15 protein-coding genes are annotated in these 14,337 nt (G+C 41.2%); 9 read left to right on the top strand and 6 right to left on the bottom strand.

Annotated features, from left to right (window positions below; genetic code table 11):
- Nucleotides 1-207: 207 nt before the first annotated feature.
- Nucleotides 208-699, bottom strand: coding sequence for a C40 family peptidase (locus AC25Y5_RS13245; protein WP_488140708.1), 492 nt, complete (start codon nucleotides 697-699; stop codon nucleotides 208-210).
- Between the two features lie 214 nt (nucleotides 700-913).
- On the opposite strand from AC25Y5_RS13245, the gene AC25Y5_RS13240 reads away from it, so the two are divergent.
- A complete protein-coding gene (locus AC25Y5_RS13240) occupies nucleotides 914-1,267 on the top strand; it encodes a hypothetical protein (RefSeq protein ID WP_488140707.1) in 354 nt (117 codons plus the stop codon).
- Nucleotides 1,268-1,340: 73 nt separating this feature from the next.
- Here AC25Y5_RS13240 and AC25Y5_RS13235 read toward each other — a convergent pair whose 3' ends face one another.
- Nucleotides 1,341-2,042, bottom strand: coding sequence for a glucosamine-6-phosphate deaminase (locus AC25Y5_RS13235; protein ID WP_488140706.1), 702 nt, complete (start codon nucleotides 2,040-2,042; stop codon nucleotides 1,341-1,343).
- A gap of 324 nt (nucleotides 2,043-2,366) precedes the next feature.
- Between AC25Y5_RS13235 and AC25Y5_RS13230 the strand changes: the two genes are divergently transcribed.
- The 6 genes from AC25Y5_RS13230 to AC25Y5_RS13205 all read left to right on the top strand — a co-directional run bounded on the left by AC25Y5_RS13230 (nucleotide 2,367) and on the right by AC25Y5_RS13205 (nucleotide 9,152).
- Complete coding sequence (locus tag AC25Y5_RS13230) at nucleotides 2,367-2,495, top strand: cytochrome c oxidase subunit 2A (protein ID WP_488140705.1); 129 nt, start codon at nucleotides 2,367-2,369, stop codon at nucleotides 2,493-2,495.
- A gap of 24 nt (nucleotides 2,496-2,519) precedes the next feature.
- Nucleotides 2,520-3,023, top strand: coding sequence for a cytochrome c oxidase subunit II (locus AC25Y5_RS13225; RefSeq protein ID WP_482102083.1), 504 nt, complete (start codon nucleotides 2,520-2,522; stop codon nucleotides 3,021-3,023).
- Nucleotides 3,023-4,681 carry a b(o/a)3-type cytochrome-c oxidase subunit 1 gene (locus AC25Y5_RS13220; protein WP_488140704.1) on the top strand — a complete coding sequence of 553 codons (1,659 nt, stop codon included), beginning with the start codon at nucleotides 3,023-3,025 and terminating at the stop codon, nucleotides 4,679-4,681. The genes AC25Y5_RS13225 and AC25Y5_RS13220 overlap by 1 nt, the downstream gene beginning before the upstream one ends.
- A 233-nt stretch (nucleotides 4,682-4,914) precedes the next feature.
- Nucleotides 4,915-6,225 (top strand): branched-chain amino acid transport system II carrier protein, encoded by a 1,311-nt coding sequence (brnQ, locus tag AC25Y5_RS13215; RefSeq protein WP_488140703.1) that lies wholly within the window; start codon nucleotides 4,915-4,917, stop codon nucleotides 6,223-6,225.
- Between the two features lie 75 nt (nucleotides 6,226-6,300).
- Nucleotides 6,301-6,654 (top strand): SCP2 sterol-binding domain-containing protein, encoded by a 354-nt coding sequence (locus tag AC25Y5_RS13210; protein WP_488140702.1) that lies wholly within the window; start codon nucleotides 6,301-6,303, stop codon nucleotides 6,652-6,654.
- Nucleotides 6,655-7,565: 911 nt separating this feature from the next.
- Nucleotides 7,566-9,152 carry a SulP family inorganic anion transporter gene (locus tag AC25Y5_RS13205; RefSeq protein ID WP_488140701.1) on the top strand — a complete coding sequence of 529 codons (1,587 nt, stop codon included), beginning with the start codon at nucleotides 7,566-7,568 and terminating at the stop codon, nucleotides 9,150-9,152.
- 255 nt (nucleotides 9,153-9,407) lie between these two features.
- On the opposite strand, the gene AC25Y5_RS13200 is transcribed toward AC25Y5_RS13205, so the two are convergent.
- Nucleotides 9,408-9,587: a hypothetical protein gene (locus AC25Y5_RS13200; protein WP_488140700.1), complete on the bottom strand. Its 180-nt coding sequence runs from the start codon at nucleotides 9,585-9,587 to the stop codon at nucleotides 9,408-9,410.
- A 25-nt stretch (nucleotides 9,588-9,612) separates the two neighbouring features.
- Nucleotides 9,613-10,716 (bottom strand): glycosyltransferase, encoded by a 1,104-nt coding sequence (locus AC25Y5_RS13195; RefSeq protein ID WP_488140699.1) that lies wholly within the window; start codon nucleotides 10,714-10,716, stop codon nucleotides 9,613-9,615.
- Between the two features lie 207 nt (nucleotides 10,717-10,923).
- Here AC25Y5_RS13195 and AC25Y5_RS13190 point away from each other — a divergent pair, with 207 nt between their 5' ends.
- Nucleotides 10,924-11,556 carry a metallophosphoesterase family protein gene (locus AC25Y5_RS13190; RefSeq protein ID WP_488140698.1) on the top strand — a complete coding sequence of 211 codons (633 nt, stop codon included), beginning with the start codon at nucleotides 10,924-10,926 and terminating at the stop codon, nucleotides 11,554-11,556.
- A 226-nt stretch (nucleotides 11,557-11,782) separates the two neighbouring features.
- Nucleotides 11,783-12,109 carry a 5'-nucleotidase C-terminal domain-containing protein gene (locus AC25Y5_RS13185; protein ID WP_488140740.1) on the top strand — a complete coding sequence of 109 codons (327 nt, stop codon included), beginning with the start codon at nucleotides 11,783-11,785 and terminating at the stop codon, nucleotides 12,107-12,109.
- A 100-nt stretch (nucleotides 12,110-12,209) separates the two neighbouring features.
- Here the strand turns inward: AC25Y5_RS13185 and AC25Y5_RS13180 are convergent, their stop codons facing one another.
- Entirely contained in the window at nucleotides 12,210-12,392 is a 183-nt protein-coding gene (locus AC25Y5_RS13180; RefSeq protein ID WP_488140697.1) for a hypothetical protein, read from the bottom strand.
- Nucleotides 12,393-12,576: 184 nt separating this feature from the next.
- Nucleotides 12,577-14,265 carry a methyl-accepting chemotaxis protein gene (locus AC25Y5_RS13175; protein ID WP_488140696.1) on the bottom strand — a complete coding sequence of 563 codons (1,689 nt, stop codon included), beginning with the start codon at nucleotides 14,263-14,265 and terminating at the stop codon, nucleotides 12,577-12,579.
- Nucleotides 14,266-14,337 lie beyond the last annotated feature (72 nt).

Raw genomic sequence — 14,337 nt, 5'->3', positions numbered from 1 at the left:
CGGAACGGAAATCAACGGGATTGAAAGAAATCGGACTTTTTCAGTGCCCTCGCTTATCACGGGAGGCATACACAAAGCGCTGAAGCGGTATCAGCAGGATTTCTAATTCATTCCCACATTCTGAATCTAATACGCACCCTTACTCACAACAAAAAGACAGCACCAAGCGTCCCCTTTTCAGGTCGCTTGGTGCTGTCTTTTTAGATTTTATTTAACCGAAGCAACTGAATGCACGCCATTGATACGTTTTGCACCAACATAGCGCTTGCCCCAGTAATGAGGATCGTTCAACTTATCAACACGTACCCCTTTTGAAGTCGAGGCATGTGAAAACTTACCATTACCTATGTATATACCTACATGTGAAACCCCTTTACCTGACGTTTTGAAAAACACAAGGTCTCCAGCAGCTAAATTTGATTTTTTAACAGTAGTTCCTGATGCGTGCATGCTAGCCGCAGTACGCGAAAGGTTAATATTATTTTTCTTAAAAACGTAAGAAACGTAGCCCGAGCAGTCAAACCCTCTTGTTGTTGTACCGCCGTAGCTGTACTTAACTCCCAAAAGACTTGTAGCCGTTTTTGAAATTGCAGCTGGTTTAGATGAAGCTTCAGCTTGTCCAGCGAAAGGTGCGACGAGTAACAGTAATGACATTGCAATGATTGAAAATGTCTTTTTCATAGTAACTATAAGTTTCATATGTTCCCCCAATGAATTAATTTATCTGATAATACTCTCTAGAACAAGATTACCACGCTTTAAACACTACTTACATTACAGTTATGTAACAACCTTGTTACACAAAAACGCAATAAAGGACAAATTTGAAACATAATAACCTATTATTAGTGTTTATAGGTTTATAAAGAGGGAATTTAGATTAGTAACACTATTAAATTAGGAGGCGAGCACTATGAAACATGAAGATGACTTATCGGATAATCTTAAACTCCCTTCACATGAAAATGGAACCGATTGGTCGGTTAATCATCAAATTGAAAAGAAAAATTCCGGCAGAAGTTTTATACGTGATCCCTATTTAGACCACGCAGCCGGAGATTACGAACCTCTTCAAGATGATAGTCATTACCGTCACACCGATAATGTAGAACAACTACCCAAAGAGCGGATAAAGTTTTCATCTCTACAGCCACAAGATAGCCAGTTGGAAGATGACGAACGTTTGAAATCTGAACAAGATAACCGTGCAGAAAAAATTGAAGAGATCCGGGCTTCATTCGGCGCAATGGATCACGATCGTCCCTAACATCTATTCACAATAAAAACACAAAAAAGGTGAGTCCCTACTATCTGTAGGGACTCACCTTTTAATTTTCCTCTTATATATCAAGATCAGTTATAACTATTACATCATCATGACTCAAAAGTTCCGTTATCGGCCACTCAGATGTTCTATTACCTTCAATTAATTTACTAATTGCAGCACGTTTCTTTTCGCCAAAAGCGAGCAAAATCAATTTTTTCGCGTCTGTAATTGATTTGATCCCCATCGTCAATGCTGTTTCAGGAATTTTTTCATCATTTTCAAAGTACTGGCTGTTCACGCCTAATGTCGATTCAGTTAAATGTGCCACATGTGTGACCGAATCAGAAGAAGTTCCGGGTTCGTTGAATGCAATATGGCCATTCTCCCCTACGCCAAGCAATTGAATATCAAGCGGGTACTTTGTAAAAAGAGCTTCGTAGTCTGCGGATTCTTTATCCAAGTCCTCCGCCATTCCATTTGGTATATTTGTTTCTTTGAATTTCTTTTTACTAAATAGATGTTCATTCATAAAATAAGCATAGCTATTTGGGCTAGATGCTGGGATACCAATATACTCATCCAAATTAAAAGAAACCACCTCTGTAAAATCAAGGTCCGATTCTGTCCATTTATCATACACAGGAACCATTGTGCTTCCTGTAGCAAGGCCGAGTACAGCCAACCGTCCACTGTCTAGTTCATCTTTAATAATCTTGAAGACATGCTCCGCACCCTGTCCCGGACTATCAACTTTTATGAGTTTTAAATTTTCCATATAGATCATCCAACTTTCATTAAGATTTAGTCCACGCTTAATTGTAATTTCCTTACACATTCTGGTCAACCTTTATGAAATAAATATTTCATAAAGGCGACTGCTTTCTATACCCCCACACTTCAGCTAGTAAACCATTTATCTAGTTTTAACCGCTTATGAATGCATATGGGATTTATGACACATTTATGAATGAAATGTGAAGACTTTGTGAAGTGGCAACTAAATCGAAAGTCATAGGGTATTCCCTAATTCCGCTATTAGTAGAATTGACTATGATAAAGATAAGACGAATTCACTTCGCCGAAAAAGGAGGTGTAACCAATGGGGAAAAATAATTCAAATCACCAATCCACTACTAGTTTGAAAGGTACATTCATTGCTGTCATGTTGCTGGGTATCTTCATTTTGGTGGCCTGGTTCGGATTTTACGCACTATTTATGTCTAGATAATTACATAACTTAGGAGGGTTACATATGCATTTGCATAAATATGAAAAGATTTGGCTCATTTTTGGAATGGCTTCACTTGTTCTATTCCTACTCATTATCGGCTTTGCTGCTTTCTGGAAAGGAACGCACCCGCAAAGTCATATCGAAACCATTGATCCACAAAACGTTGAAGCACATGAAGCATTCAAGCCTGAAAATCTTGGTATTCGTGAAGTTGCTGACGGGAAATATATTGTTAATATAGTCGCATCTGCATTCAACTACGATGTCGGTAAAGACAAAGACGGTAACGCTATTAAAACGATTCGCGTACCAAAAGGTTCCACGGTCCTTTATCAAGTTACCACGAAAGACGTTGTCCATGGCTTCCAAGTAGCCGGCACAAATGTCAATATGATGGTTGAACCTGGCCATATAAGCCGGTATGAAACGGTTATGAAAAATACAGGCGAATTCACGGTTGTCTGTAACGAATACTGCGGCATCGGTCACCATCAGATGTTCGGAACTGTGGAGGTGTATGAATAATGGCTAACAAACAATTACCACTTGCAAAAAAAGACTCTCGATTATATATGGCATTCATGTACGTAACGTATATTTCCCTTTTTGTCGGCGGTTTGATGGGATTGCTACAAACACTCGCCCGCTCAGGTAAATATAAATTACCTTTCAATATCGATTATTATACAATCCTAACTGTCCACGGCGTCATCCTTGGGCTCGTCCTCACTACATTTTTCATCATCGGATTCCAATTCTCACTAATGGGAAAAACGGTCGGACTTTCGGAAAAGCAGAGGAAATTTGCATGGCTCTCTTTCTGGGTAATGCTAATTGGGACTGTTGTGACAGCAATTACAATTCTAGTTGGTGAAGCATCTGTATTGTATACGTTCTATGCGCCACTCAGAGCCCATCCAGCCTTCTATTTCGGTCTTGCATTTGTCATTATCGGTAGCTGGATTGCAGCATTCGTCAACTTCCGTCAGCTGTATGTATGGAAGAAAGCACATAAAGGCGAGAAATCACCATTGCTTGCATTCATGGTCACCATCAACATGCTTATGTGGTTCATCGCTTCAATCGGCGTGGCAACATCTGTTATCATCCAGTTCATCCCTTGGTCACTCGGTTACGCTGAAACCATCAATGTATTGCTCAGCCGTACTTTGTTCTGGTATTTCGGTCATCCGCTCGTTTATTTCTGGTTGCTCCCTGCTTACATGGCATGGTATGTCATCATTCCTAAAATTATCGGCGGGAAACTATTCAGTGATTCCCTTGCCAGACTTGCTTTCATCTTGTTACTGATGTTTTCAATTCCAGTTGGTTTCCATCACCAGTTGACAGAGCCAGGTATTGACCCTACATGGAAATTCATTCAAGTCGTGCTTACATTCATGGTCGTTATCCCATCACTGATGACAGCTTTCTCGATATTCGCTACATTTGAAATTACAGGTAGGAAGAAAGGCCATAAGAGCCTATTCGGCTGGTTCAAAAAGTTACCTTGGAAAGATGTCCGTTTCCTTGCGCCATTCATTGGGATGGCCGCCTTCATACCAGGAGGAGCTGGCGGTATCGTTAACGCATCTCACCAAATGAATGCACTCGTTCATAATACGATTTGGATTACAGGTCACTTCCATTTGACTGCTGCGACGACTGTCATCCTGACGTTTTTCGGAATTACGTATTGGCTTGTCCCTCATTTAACGGGTAGAAGACTTACACCTAGATTGAACAAACTTGGGATTATCCAAACATTCATCTGGACAATTGGTATGACAATCATGTCAGGTGCTATGCATATTCAAGGATCACTTGGCGGACCTCGTCGTTCAAACTTCTCGGAATATGCAGGCGGCGAACAAGTCGCAACTTGGATTAATTACCAAATTGCGCAGGCAGTCGGCGGAACGATTCTCTTCATCGGGATCCTCTTGATGGTCTACATTTTCATACAGCTTACTTTCTTTGCACCGCGCGGCGTAGAAGAATTCCCAATTGCGGTAGAAGAAGATAATGCGGAGCCTACACCAAAAATTCTTGAAAACTGGTATTTATGGATTGCGATTACAATCGCACTAATCCTTTTCGCTTATACGATTCCAGTATTCGATATTCTGAAACACTCTCCACCAGGATCACCGCCATTCGATTGGCCAATCGGCAGAGGCTAATATAAAAACAGCTTTGATATCTGGTTATGTCCAGAATATCAAGGCTGTTTTTTTACATGTCTCGTGACAAATTACGGGATCCATTCTAGAAGTATAGTTATTCCCTCGTTTTCAAATATAGATATAGCTTACTTTAGTGTAATGTTCTATTTAATAGACGATTGCCCGATTTCTCAGCTATAATGTTAGACGATCAGCTATGTACATAATTTCATCAAGGAGTTGCAAATTACTTGTCTCTACAAAAGAATTTCGTAATCGGCCTTATGCTTTTTGCATTGTTTTTGGGCGCCGGTAATATAATCTTCCCCCCTCTTCTTGGACAAATGGCGGGCGATGAACTTTTCATTGCAATGACCGGGTTCCTAATTACAGGAGTCGGATTGCCGCTCATCGCAATTCTTGCAATCGCCAATGCTGGAGGCGGCTTAGAAACCATTGCAAGCCGGGTACATCCATACTTTGGAATCACTTTCACAATGATCGTTTATATGGCGATTGGTCCATTTTTCGGTATTCCTAGAACTGCAACTGTGTCCTATGAAATCGGGATTGTTCCATTTTTGCCCGATAGCATTTCAAATGCACAGTGGCCACTCGCTTTTTTTACAATTGTATTCTTTGCCATCACTGTGTCGCTTGCATTGAATCCTGCAAAACTTGTCGATCGTATCGGAAAAGTGCTAACGCCTATCCTCTTCTTAGTCATTGGTGCGCTTGCTGTGAAGAGTATTGTTTCCCCTATGGGTGAAATTAAGCAGCCGCAAGGGGATTACGTATCGCATCCATTTTTCCGCAGCTTCGTTGAAGGGTATTTGACGATGGATGTCATCGCGGCTCTCGTATTTGGTATCGTTATGATAAATGCACTTAAAGCTGAAGGTGTAACATCAAGACGGGCCGTTATGAAAGCGATGGTTTTCGCAGGACTTGTCGCAGCAATCGGACTTGCAGTCGTCTACATTTCACTAGGGTTTATCGGTGCAACTAGCGTAAGTGTTGTCGGGATACAGGATAATGGAGGCGCAGTTCTTGCTCTCGCATCGACTGTTTTGTACGGATCCTTTGGAACAACTGTCCTCGCATTGACAATCATTTTTGCCTGTTTAACAACATCAATTGGCCTCGTTTCAGCATGTGCACAGTATTTTGAACAGGCATTTCCGCGTAATTCTTATAAAACTTATGTTTTCATTTTCGCGGGATTCAGTACGATTATCTCAAACTTCGGCTTGACACAGCTGATTTCAATTTCAATTCCAGTCTTGCTAATGATTTACCCGTTAGCTATTGTTCTTATGCTCATGTCATTCGTCGACAAATCATTCGGTAGAAAGCCGATTGTTTATATATTAGCGTTAATCGCAACTGCTGGTGTCAGTATCTTCGATGGATTGAAAGGTGCTGGGATAGATATTAAACCAGTCAATGAGATTCTTGCCTATCTCCCGCTTTATGAACAGCAGATTGGTTGGCTTGTACCGGCGATTGTCGGAGCACTAATTGGAATCGTATTCAGTTCGTTGTTCAAAAAACGCATTTAGTTGTCGAAAATTTCAACGTTTGTTTTCAAAGCTTGATATAGTGACTAGATATTCAGTTGTTTGGAGGGATTTCCAGTGACAATAAATTTGGATGAGATGCCAATGCGCACTATTTGGCAAAAAATCGATGAGCTATTGAATGATGAACCGGGTCCCATTAAAGACTTGAACATCACTTATTCATTTATTCTTTCAGGTGATGATGGCGGACTATTCGGCTTGAAGTTGGATAATGGTAAAGCTGAAACCGTTACTGCAGATCCCGGTGAAGTCGACTGCGCACTGACGATGAGTGACAAAGACTTCAAGAAACTACTCGCGGGCAACTTGAACTCGACCGCGGCCTTCATACTTAGCAAACTCAAAGTAAAAGGCAATATCGGCTTGGCTTTAAAATTAGAAGGTCTATTAAAACAATATTCATTTTAAATGAAGCTGGACTTAATATGTCTCAACTCGACACTTCTGACATATATATTAATTCAAATTATGTGGACAAACCCGTGCCACGAGATTTAGTATTCCTCGAAAATACATATCCCAGCAGTATCTCGCAAGCGGGGATTTACTCGGGCTACTGGAAAGATACTTTCACTGGTTTCAAACGTTTTAATCAGCTATATTAACACTTTTAGCTCTCATATAAAGATGGGATGTGTCGTCAACTACTAACGACACATCCCATCTTTTCCATTTTGTAGTTTAACCCTTGTCTTCTTCCTAGTTGAGATTCGGGGTGCGGATTGTAGACCACTTGGCGCTTTGGGTAGCCGCGCCTGCGCTGGAATATCCATTATTGAGAGAGTTGTGATTTTGAGATGTGCGGACTGAGATTATAATGTGTTTACAATTTGATACTAATTTCATTCGAGAAAGACGCACTACAGGCTGTAGGTCTAATCCCCAATAACGAAATGTGCATTATAACAGTGACAATCCAGCGCAGGCACGACTTCGTGGTAGCCGAAGCGATAAGACTGATGGAGGGATACAGTTCAATCCCTCCCTGTTCTTCTTTCCGGCTTATCGCGGGAGGCATCCACAAAGCGCTGAAGCGGTATTAGCAGAATATCTGATTCTATCCATTTCTAACACGGACCATCCAGCGAAGGCGCGTCTTCGTGGTAGCCGAAGCGATACGACTGAAAGCGATCTTCTTTTCGGCTTATCGCGGGAGGCATCCACAAAGCGCCGTAGCGGTATCAGCAGGTTTTCCACTCCACCATTCAAACCTTACTTAAACACACTACTACCTGGAAAACCCCCTTGTCGTTGGACTATTTGTAAGATATAGTTAAATAGGAAGCTATTCTACTAAGTCACTGAAAGAAGTGAATCGAATGTTTAAAGACAACCGATATCTTGATTACAGCGGAGCTGGATTCCGCAAAGACTTAATTGCAGGTATCACTGTTGGTATTGTAGCCATTCCGCTCGGGATGGCTTTTGCAATTGCATCAGGTGTCAAACCGGAATACGGATTATATACAACCATTATTGCGGGTCTCCTCGTCGCATTATTAGGAGGATCGCGTTTCCAAATTGCTGGACCAACAGGAGCTTTCATCCCAATACTGCTTGCAATTGTTCTCCAATATGGTTATGAGGATTTGCTTATCGCAGGATTTCTAGCAGGTATATTCCTCGTCATTATGAGTTTCATTGGAATCAGTAATCTAATCCACTTCGTCCCGCGGTCTGTCACAATCGGCTTCACCGCCGGAATCGCCGTTATTATCTTTACCGGTCAATTAGGTAATTTTTTCGGAATCACCGGGTTGGAAAAAAGAGAGTTTTTCCATGAAAACATGATTGACCTCTTCAATCAGTTTTACACGGTTAACATCTTCAGTATAGTTACAGCCATAATCGGACTTATCATAATCTTCATCTTGCCAAAAGTAGCCCCTCGTGTTCCGTTACTGCTTATTGCATTACTAATTCCGACCCTCATTTCTATCTTCTTGTTCCCTGGTAAAGTTGAAACCATCGGGACTGCATTTGGCGGTATTTCGCGTGCGCTACCTAGCTTCAATTTTCCGCAAATCACACTAACAAAATTAGTAAACCTGTGGCAGCCTGCCCTCATTATTGCGGCACTTGGTGCAATTGAGTCATTATTGTCTGCTGTCGTTGCGGATGGAATGAAACCAGGAGTAAAACATGATTCGAAACGCGAGTTATTCGGTCAGGGAATCGCCAATATCATTACACCCTTGTTCGGAGGTATCCCGGCAACAGGAGCCATTGCCCGCACAGCCACGAACATTCGATCAGGAGCAGTCAGTCCAATATCAGGTGTCGTACAAAGTGTTTTCGTCCTAGTATTCCTACTCCTCCTTGCGCCGTATGCATCCTACATTCCGCTAGCGGCAATGGCACCGATTCTTATGTATGTCGCTTGGAATATGAGCGCACGCAAATCATTCGTCCATATTTTGTCTATACGTACAGGAGATTCAATCGTTTTACTAACAACGTTTCTTCTGACGATTTTCATCGACTTGACAGTTGCAGTTCAGGTTGGTATTTTGCTTGCTGCTCTTTCATTCTTACGTAAAATGAGTGGTAAACTCGACATGAAGGAAGCGAAACCATCTGAAGTAGAAATGATTAAGTTTGGCGACGAGGATACTGTTAAATTAGCAAAATATATTGTGGATGGCCCTATTTTCTTCGGTACTGCAAAAGTATTTGAAGACAAATACCCCGCTATCTTGCTAACGGGTGCTAAGAAAATCATTCTCGATGTGGAACACCTCTCTGTCATAGACGCGACAGGAGAAGCAGCCCTCTTTGCACTGCTGGATCATGCAGAAAAAGCAGGTATCCAAATAATTATCAAACGGTTGCCTAAAGAGAAATTATCTCTTTTCAAAAAGAGCGGACTGTATGAGAAGATTGGCGAAGATAATTTTTTCATGTAGAATAATCAACCCGTAAAATGCAAATTTTTAAAACCTGTATATCTACCTACATTAAAAAGACGACATTTTAAACTGAAATGTCGTCTTTTTTTCCTTATTCTATCCAATTATAATTCCGCTTCACCCTTGCATACACAGCCAGCAATACGAAATAATCATCAGGGAAATAACGCCAAGATTGCTAACAAAGACATCTCGGCTTTTATATCTGTCTATCATTCGACAATTTCGGATAAAGCCCTATGTGTCCGTAAATTATTTACAAGTCAAAGCCCCTCCAACAACAAGGTATATGAAATTCGGTATCGTATAGGCTGTAATAATCGCATCCGCAGGCTTCGAAGTACCGTATTGATTGCCAATCGCTACTTCCCGAAGAAAACCAAACAATCTATCGAAGATGTTAATGATTGCGACAGCGCCGATAATTTTCATTAATTTACTCATTGAACTTTTCTAGTTACTTCCCAGACGTTCGGTAAATCGACAGTAATTGCTCTACAATCGTTTCAAAGGAATGTGCTGAAATTCTTGACTGCACGACCGCTTCATTAATCACATCCGAATCACCATCCAGTGCTTTCCACAGACCTTCTGCTAGGGAATCCGGATTTTTTGGTTCTACTAAAATTCCAGCTTGATCTGACAAGAGAGATGTAAGTCCACCGACATTTGTTCCGACCACTTTTGTTCCTGCAGACATCGCTTCCAGTGCAACCAAGCCAAAGCCTTCATGATACGAAGGCAGTACCAGCGCGTCTGAAGCCGACATCCAGATTGCTAAATCCGCTTGACTTAGCGGTTCTTTAAAGTGGATATCTTCAACGTCTTTTTCACGGATGAATGAACGTAACTCTTCAAAAAAACGAGCATCTTTCTGCGACCCTATTATATATAATTTACTATTTGAAAATGACATTTTTAGTGAATCGAATGCCTCGACGATCTCTAGAAGCCCTTTTTCTCGAATCACATTTCCGACGAATAACAGTACTTTCTCTTCTATAGGAAGAGATAACTTTTCTCGCGCCTCTTCTTTCGACATATAACTAAAAACGGATGTGTCAATCCCCATACTCATGACATGTACATTTTCCTCTGGAACCTCGAAGCGATTTGTCACATCCTCACGAAGTTTGTCTCCTACAACGATGACCGCTTCTGCTTGCTGCAAGATATTTTTTGTCATGTCAGCAATACGCTGACTTTTTGCAGCCATCTTGTCAATATCCCCACCATGAACAGTCACTACGTAAGGAATACCAAACAACTTTTTCCCCATCAATGAAAGGAGTCCAGTTGGAAAAGCATAATGCGCATGTGTTAACGCCAAAGATTTGTGATTTTTTGTCAAATACAAAAATGAACGAGAAAACCATAAGGTATATTTTTTCAATGCATTTACTTTCCCACGACCAGGATTCTGATTTACGACCACATCGACATCAAGACCGGTTGACTGAAGAAGCCTAACCTGATTTTTCACGAACAAACCAAATGTCGGATGTTGCAACGACGGGTACATATTGCTGAATACCACAATTTTTTTCGATTTATTTTTCATTTAAAATCTCATCCCATCTTTCAATAACCATACCAGCTGAGTCATTATTTTTCATTCAATGATTATACCATATCAGCCAGCTTTCGACCTCCCGGCATTAAATTTAGTAAAAGACACGATTACAATACGAAAAAAAGCCATCCGACGCGCATGAAACCCACCTAGATGGGTTTATAAGTTAATAGAGCGCTATTGGGTTACGAAGTTATGACATTCGACAACCATGTATTCGACCTCGGTGGATCCGCTGAAGGACATCAGGCATTAGCGGATTTCATTAAAGGTACAGAATTCCCGTTCATTAGCGCGAACACAGATTTCTCGGCAGATCCACTGTTCGAAGGATTACAATCCAAAACAGCTGAAGCGAATTCTGTAAATGGTAAAATCTACAATGGCATCACCAAAGAAGTGAATGGTGAAAAAGTCGGTGTCTTTGGCTTAACAACCGCCGAGTCAAAAGACATTTCAAGCCCCGATAAAATTGTATTCACAGACTATATTGTTGAAACAAAAGCTGCCGTTACAGCCTTCGAAGAAGCAGGTGTCAACAAAATCATTGCACTTACCCATATCGGATTCAATGACACTGACAAAGTGGATATCGACATGCTTCTCGCGAATAACGTACCAGGCATCGATGTAATTGTTGGCGGCCATACGCACGTTAAACTGGACGAGCCTTTTGTTGTGAATAAAGACACTGAACCTGTCCAAATCGTTCAGGCCAATGAGTACAACAAATTCTTAGGCCAACTTGACATTACATTCGATGAAAAAGGTGTTATTAAAGACTACAGCGGTGTCCTCCATGCTGTTGGTGGTGAAGATCCCGCATAGATGAAGGAGCAGCGGCCATCCTTAAGCCATTCGCAGACAAAGTCAAGGAGACGATGGAAAAACCGACTGGCGCGTCTGCAGGCGTATTCCGTAAGTGGTCTGCGTGACCTCGGCGGTGTACGTACGGGAGAAACGAACCTTGGCTAATCTCATTACTGACGGGATGCTGGCAAAAGCAAAAGAAATTAATCCATCGACTGTTATTGCATTCTAAAACGGTGGCGGCATCCAGACTTCTATTCCATCAGGACTCATTACTAACGGCCAAGCAATTGGAGTCCTTTCTTTTGGAAACTCCCTCGCTTTAATTGATTTGAGTGGTGCAGAATTGAAATCCGTATTTGAATACTCCGTAAAAGATAATCCGAAAGAATCAGGCGGTTTCCTACATGTAGCAGGCATGAAGCTTGTTTTCGATGGAACAGCTGAAACAGGAAAACGCGTTGTTTCTATTACGATTGACGGCATAGAAATAGAAGTTGAAAAGTCATACAAAGTAGCAACCAATGTATTCACAGCACAAGGTAGTAAACAAGTGAAGAAAGCAGAATAATAGCTACAAAAGTACAATGCAATAAAAAGCGGTCTCTCTCCCCTTTCCTGGTGAGTGAGACCGCTTTTCATTTTTGAAAATCAAGAACTCCGTAAATTCATTATTTTTCTGAGGAATCTGTTCGACCATTTTCGGAGGTTTCTTCAAATTGTTCAATGTGTTTTTCTTCGCTCATTTTCGGTTCGAAGTCCGGAAATGGCTTTTCACTTGGCATTCCTGTAAATCCATTGCTCGTTTTTTGGTCCTCTTCCTTTTTCGGATCTCGCTGATTTTTTTCCGTCAATGCAGTCAGCTCCTTACTTCTTTATATACTATAGACATACCCCTAATCCCCGTTCTTCACTCTTTTCAATTAAAGCGATTATTCTAATGATGAATGCAAACAACAAAAAAACTGCACTCTAATTGTTGGGTTATCTAACAATTAGGGTGCAAGTTCATTTATTATTCGCTTTAAAGATTGCTAATTACACACTAAAATGCTTCATTTCCGTTTGCAGGTCTTCTGCCAGTTGTGCTAGTGCTTGAGCGCTTGCGGCGATTTCTTGATTGACTGCTAACTGTTCTTCTGTAGCCGCGCTTGTATCACCTGCAGACGAAGCTGCTATGCTGCTTAACTGTTCTATTTCATATGATCCACGGCTCACTTCTTCAGCCATCGCTTGAATTTCCTCGATTGCAGCTGAAACCGTTTCGACTTTAGTCGCAACGTCGCCGACTGCATCCTGAATCTCTCCAAAGACTAGACGTGATTGTTCAGTTGCAGCAATACCAACATCGACACGCTCACTACCTGAAGTAATGGAAGTCACAGCACGTTTTGAAGCATCTTGAATCATCGTTACCATCAATCCAATTTCCGAAGCAGACGTCTTTGACTGCTCCGCCAGTTTCCGAACTTCCTCCGCCACAACCGCAAAGCCTTTTCCATATTCCCCTGCACGCGCCGCTTCAATTGCAGCATTTAATGCAAGCAAGTTTGTTTGCTCTGCAATTGTGGTAATGAGTGTCGTTATCTTCTGTATTTCATTTGAATGCTGTGCCATTTCCACCATAATCTTAGTTGACTCTTGAATTGTCGAATGGATTGTCGACATTTGAAGCGAAACTTCCGCAGCCACCCCAGAACCGGTTATGACTAACTTTGATACAGATTCTGCAGCGTTTAACATTTCTTCGTTGTTGGTTGCAATCTCCGCAACGCCTAACGAAAGTTCTTCCATAGAAGTACTCGACTGCGAGATAATTCCTTGTTGTTGTCGACTGCCCATTAGCTGACTTTCAGCAGTTCTCGAAACCATTTCAGAGGTTGCTAGGCTTTCCTCGGAACTTGCCGACAAACCTTCTGATTGGAGCGCCAATTGTTCAGCGGAAACGTTAATTTTCCGCACCATATTAGCTATATCTGTCCCCATTTTATTGAAAACGGTTGCCATATCGCCAATTTCGTCCTTATTCTTAACTTCTAGCAGATCAATTGTTAGATTTCCTTTCGCAATCTCGTTCAAGCCCTCTGTCACAACTCTGACAGGACGTGAGATATTGTGGCTAATTATTGTGGATATGACAATGCCTAGAATCACAGAAAACGCAACCATACAGATGACAAACAATTTTAATCCTGCTACGAAGCTTTCCATTTCAGAGCGGCTTTTTTCCAATGCTTTAAATTGTTCCCCTTTGATACTTTCAGCATTTTCCAATACAACAACACCCACATTTGTCGATGCTCTTCCTAGTTCGGTTGCTTTCCGGTCATTTCCAGCTTGAATACTTTTAACGATTGTATCTTGCAAGGTTAAAAACTTTGCTCGTGCCACATTCAGATTTTCCAATGACTGTCTATCTTTTTCTGAACGAAGCACGGTTGACAATTCATCGTATAATTCGTTATAACGGTTAATCTGTTCTTGACGCGCATCCAGATGCACATCGTCCTTGAACAACATGAAACCTCGTACTTCATCTTGAATCTCATTGTGCTTTAGGATGAATTCATCTACTAAATTCACTTTTTTTACACGGTCATCCAGTAAAAACTTGTAATCTGTATCAAGTCGTATGGAAGCCCATAAACTAACCCCACCCACAATGACGAGTAATGCCAAAATTGTTAAAAAACCAAACCATAGTTTTTTCGCTACTGTGAACTTCATTATTTCCCCTCACGATCTTTTATCCTATTTAAATTATATAACTATTGATGGATAAAAGCACCACTCATATGT

The sequence above is a fragment of the Sporosarcina sp. Y1011 genome (assembly GCF_057669885.1).
The sequence above is the reverse complement of the archived record's forward strand: the minus strand, read 5'-3'. Positions and strand labels throughout refer to the sequence as shown.

Excerpts from the sequence above, each read along its gene's own strand:
- AC25Y5_RS13235 (WP_488140706.1), bottom strand. The coding sequence starts at position 2,042 with ATGGAAAATTTAAAACTCATAAAAGTTGATAGTCCGGGACAGGGTGCG.
- AC25Y5_RS13225 (WP_482102083.1), top strand. The coding sequence starts at position 2,520 with ATGCATTTGCATAAATATGAAAAGATTTGGCTCATTTTTGGAATGGCT.
- AC25Y5_RS13190 (WP_488140698.1), top strand. The coding sequence starts at position 10,924 with ATGACATTCGACAACCATGTATTCGACCTCGGTGGATCCGCTGAAGGA.
- AC25Y5_RS13245 (WP_488140708.1), bottom strand. The coding sequence starts at position 699 with ATGAAACTTATAGTTACTATGAAAAAGACATTTTCAATCATTGCAATG.
- AC25Y5_RS13230 (WP_488140705.1), top strand. The coding sequence starts at position 2,367 with ATGGGGAAAAATAATTCAAATCACCAATCCACTACTAGTTTGAAAGGT.
- AC25Y5_RS13220 (WP_488140704.1), top strand. The coding sequence starts at position 3,023 with ATGGCTAACAAACAATTACCACTTGCAAAAAAAGACTCTCGATTATAT.
- AC25Y5_RS13175 (WP_488140696.1), bottom strand. The coding sequence starts at position 14,265 with ATGAAGTTCACAGTAGCGAAAAAACTATGGTTTGGTTTTTTAACAATT.
- AC25Y5_RS13195 (WP_488140699.1), bottom strand. The coding sequence starts at position 10,716 with ATGAAAAATAAATCGAAAAAAATTGTGGTATTCAGCAATATGTACCCG.
- AC25Y5_RS13200 (WP_488140700.1), bottom strand. The coding sequence starts at position 9,587 with ATGAAAATTATCGGCGCTGTCGCAATCATTAACATCTTCGATAGATTG.
- AC25Y5_RS13205 (WP_488140701.1), top strand. The coding sequence starts at position 7,566 with ATGTTTAAAGACAACCGATATCTTGATTACAGCGGAGCTGGATTCCGC.
- AC25Y5_RS13240 (WP_488140707.1), top strand. The coding sequence starts at position 914 with ATGAAACATGAAGATGACTTATCGGATAATCTTAAACTCCCTTCACAT.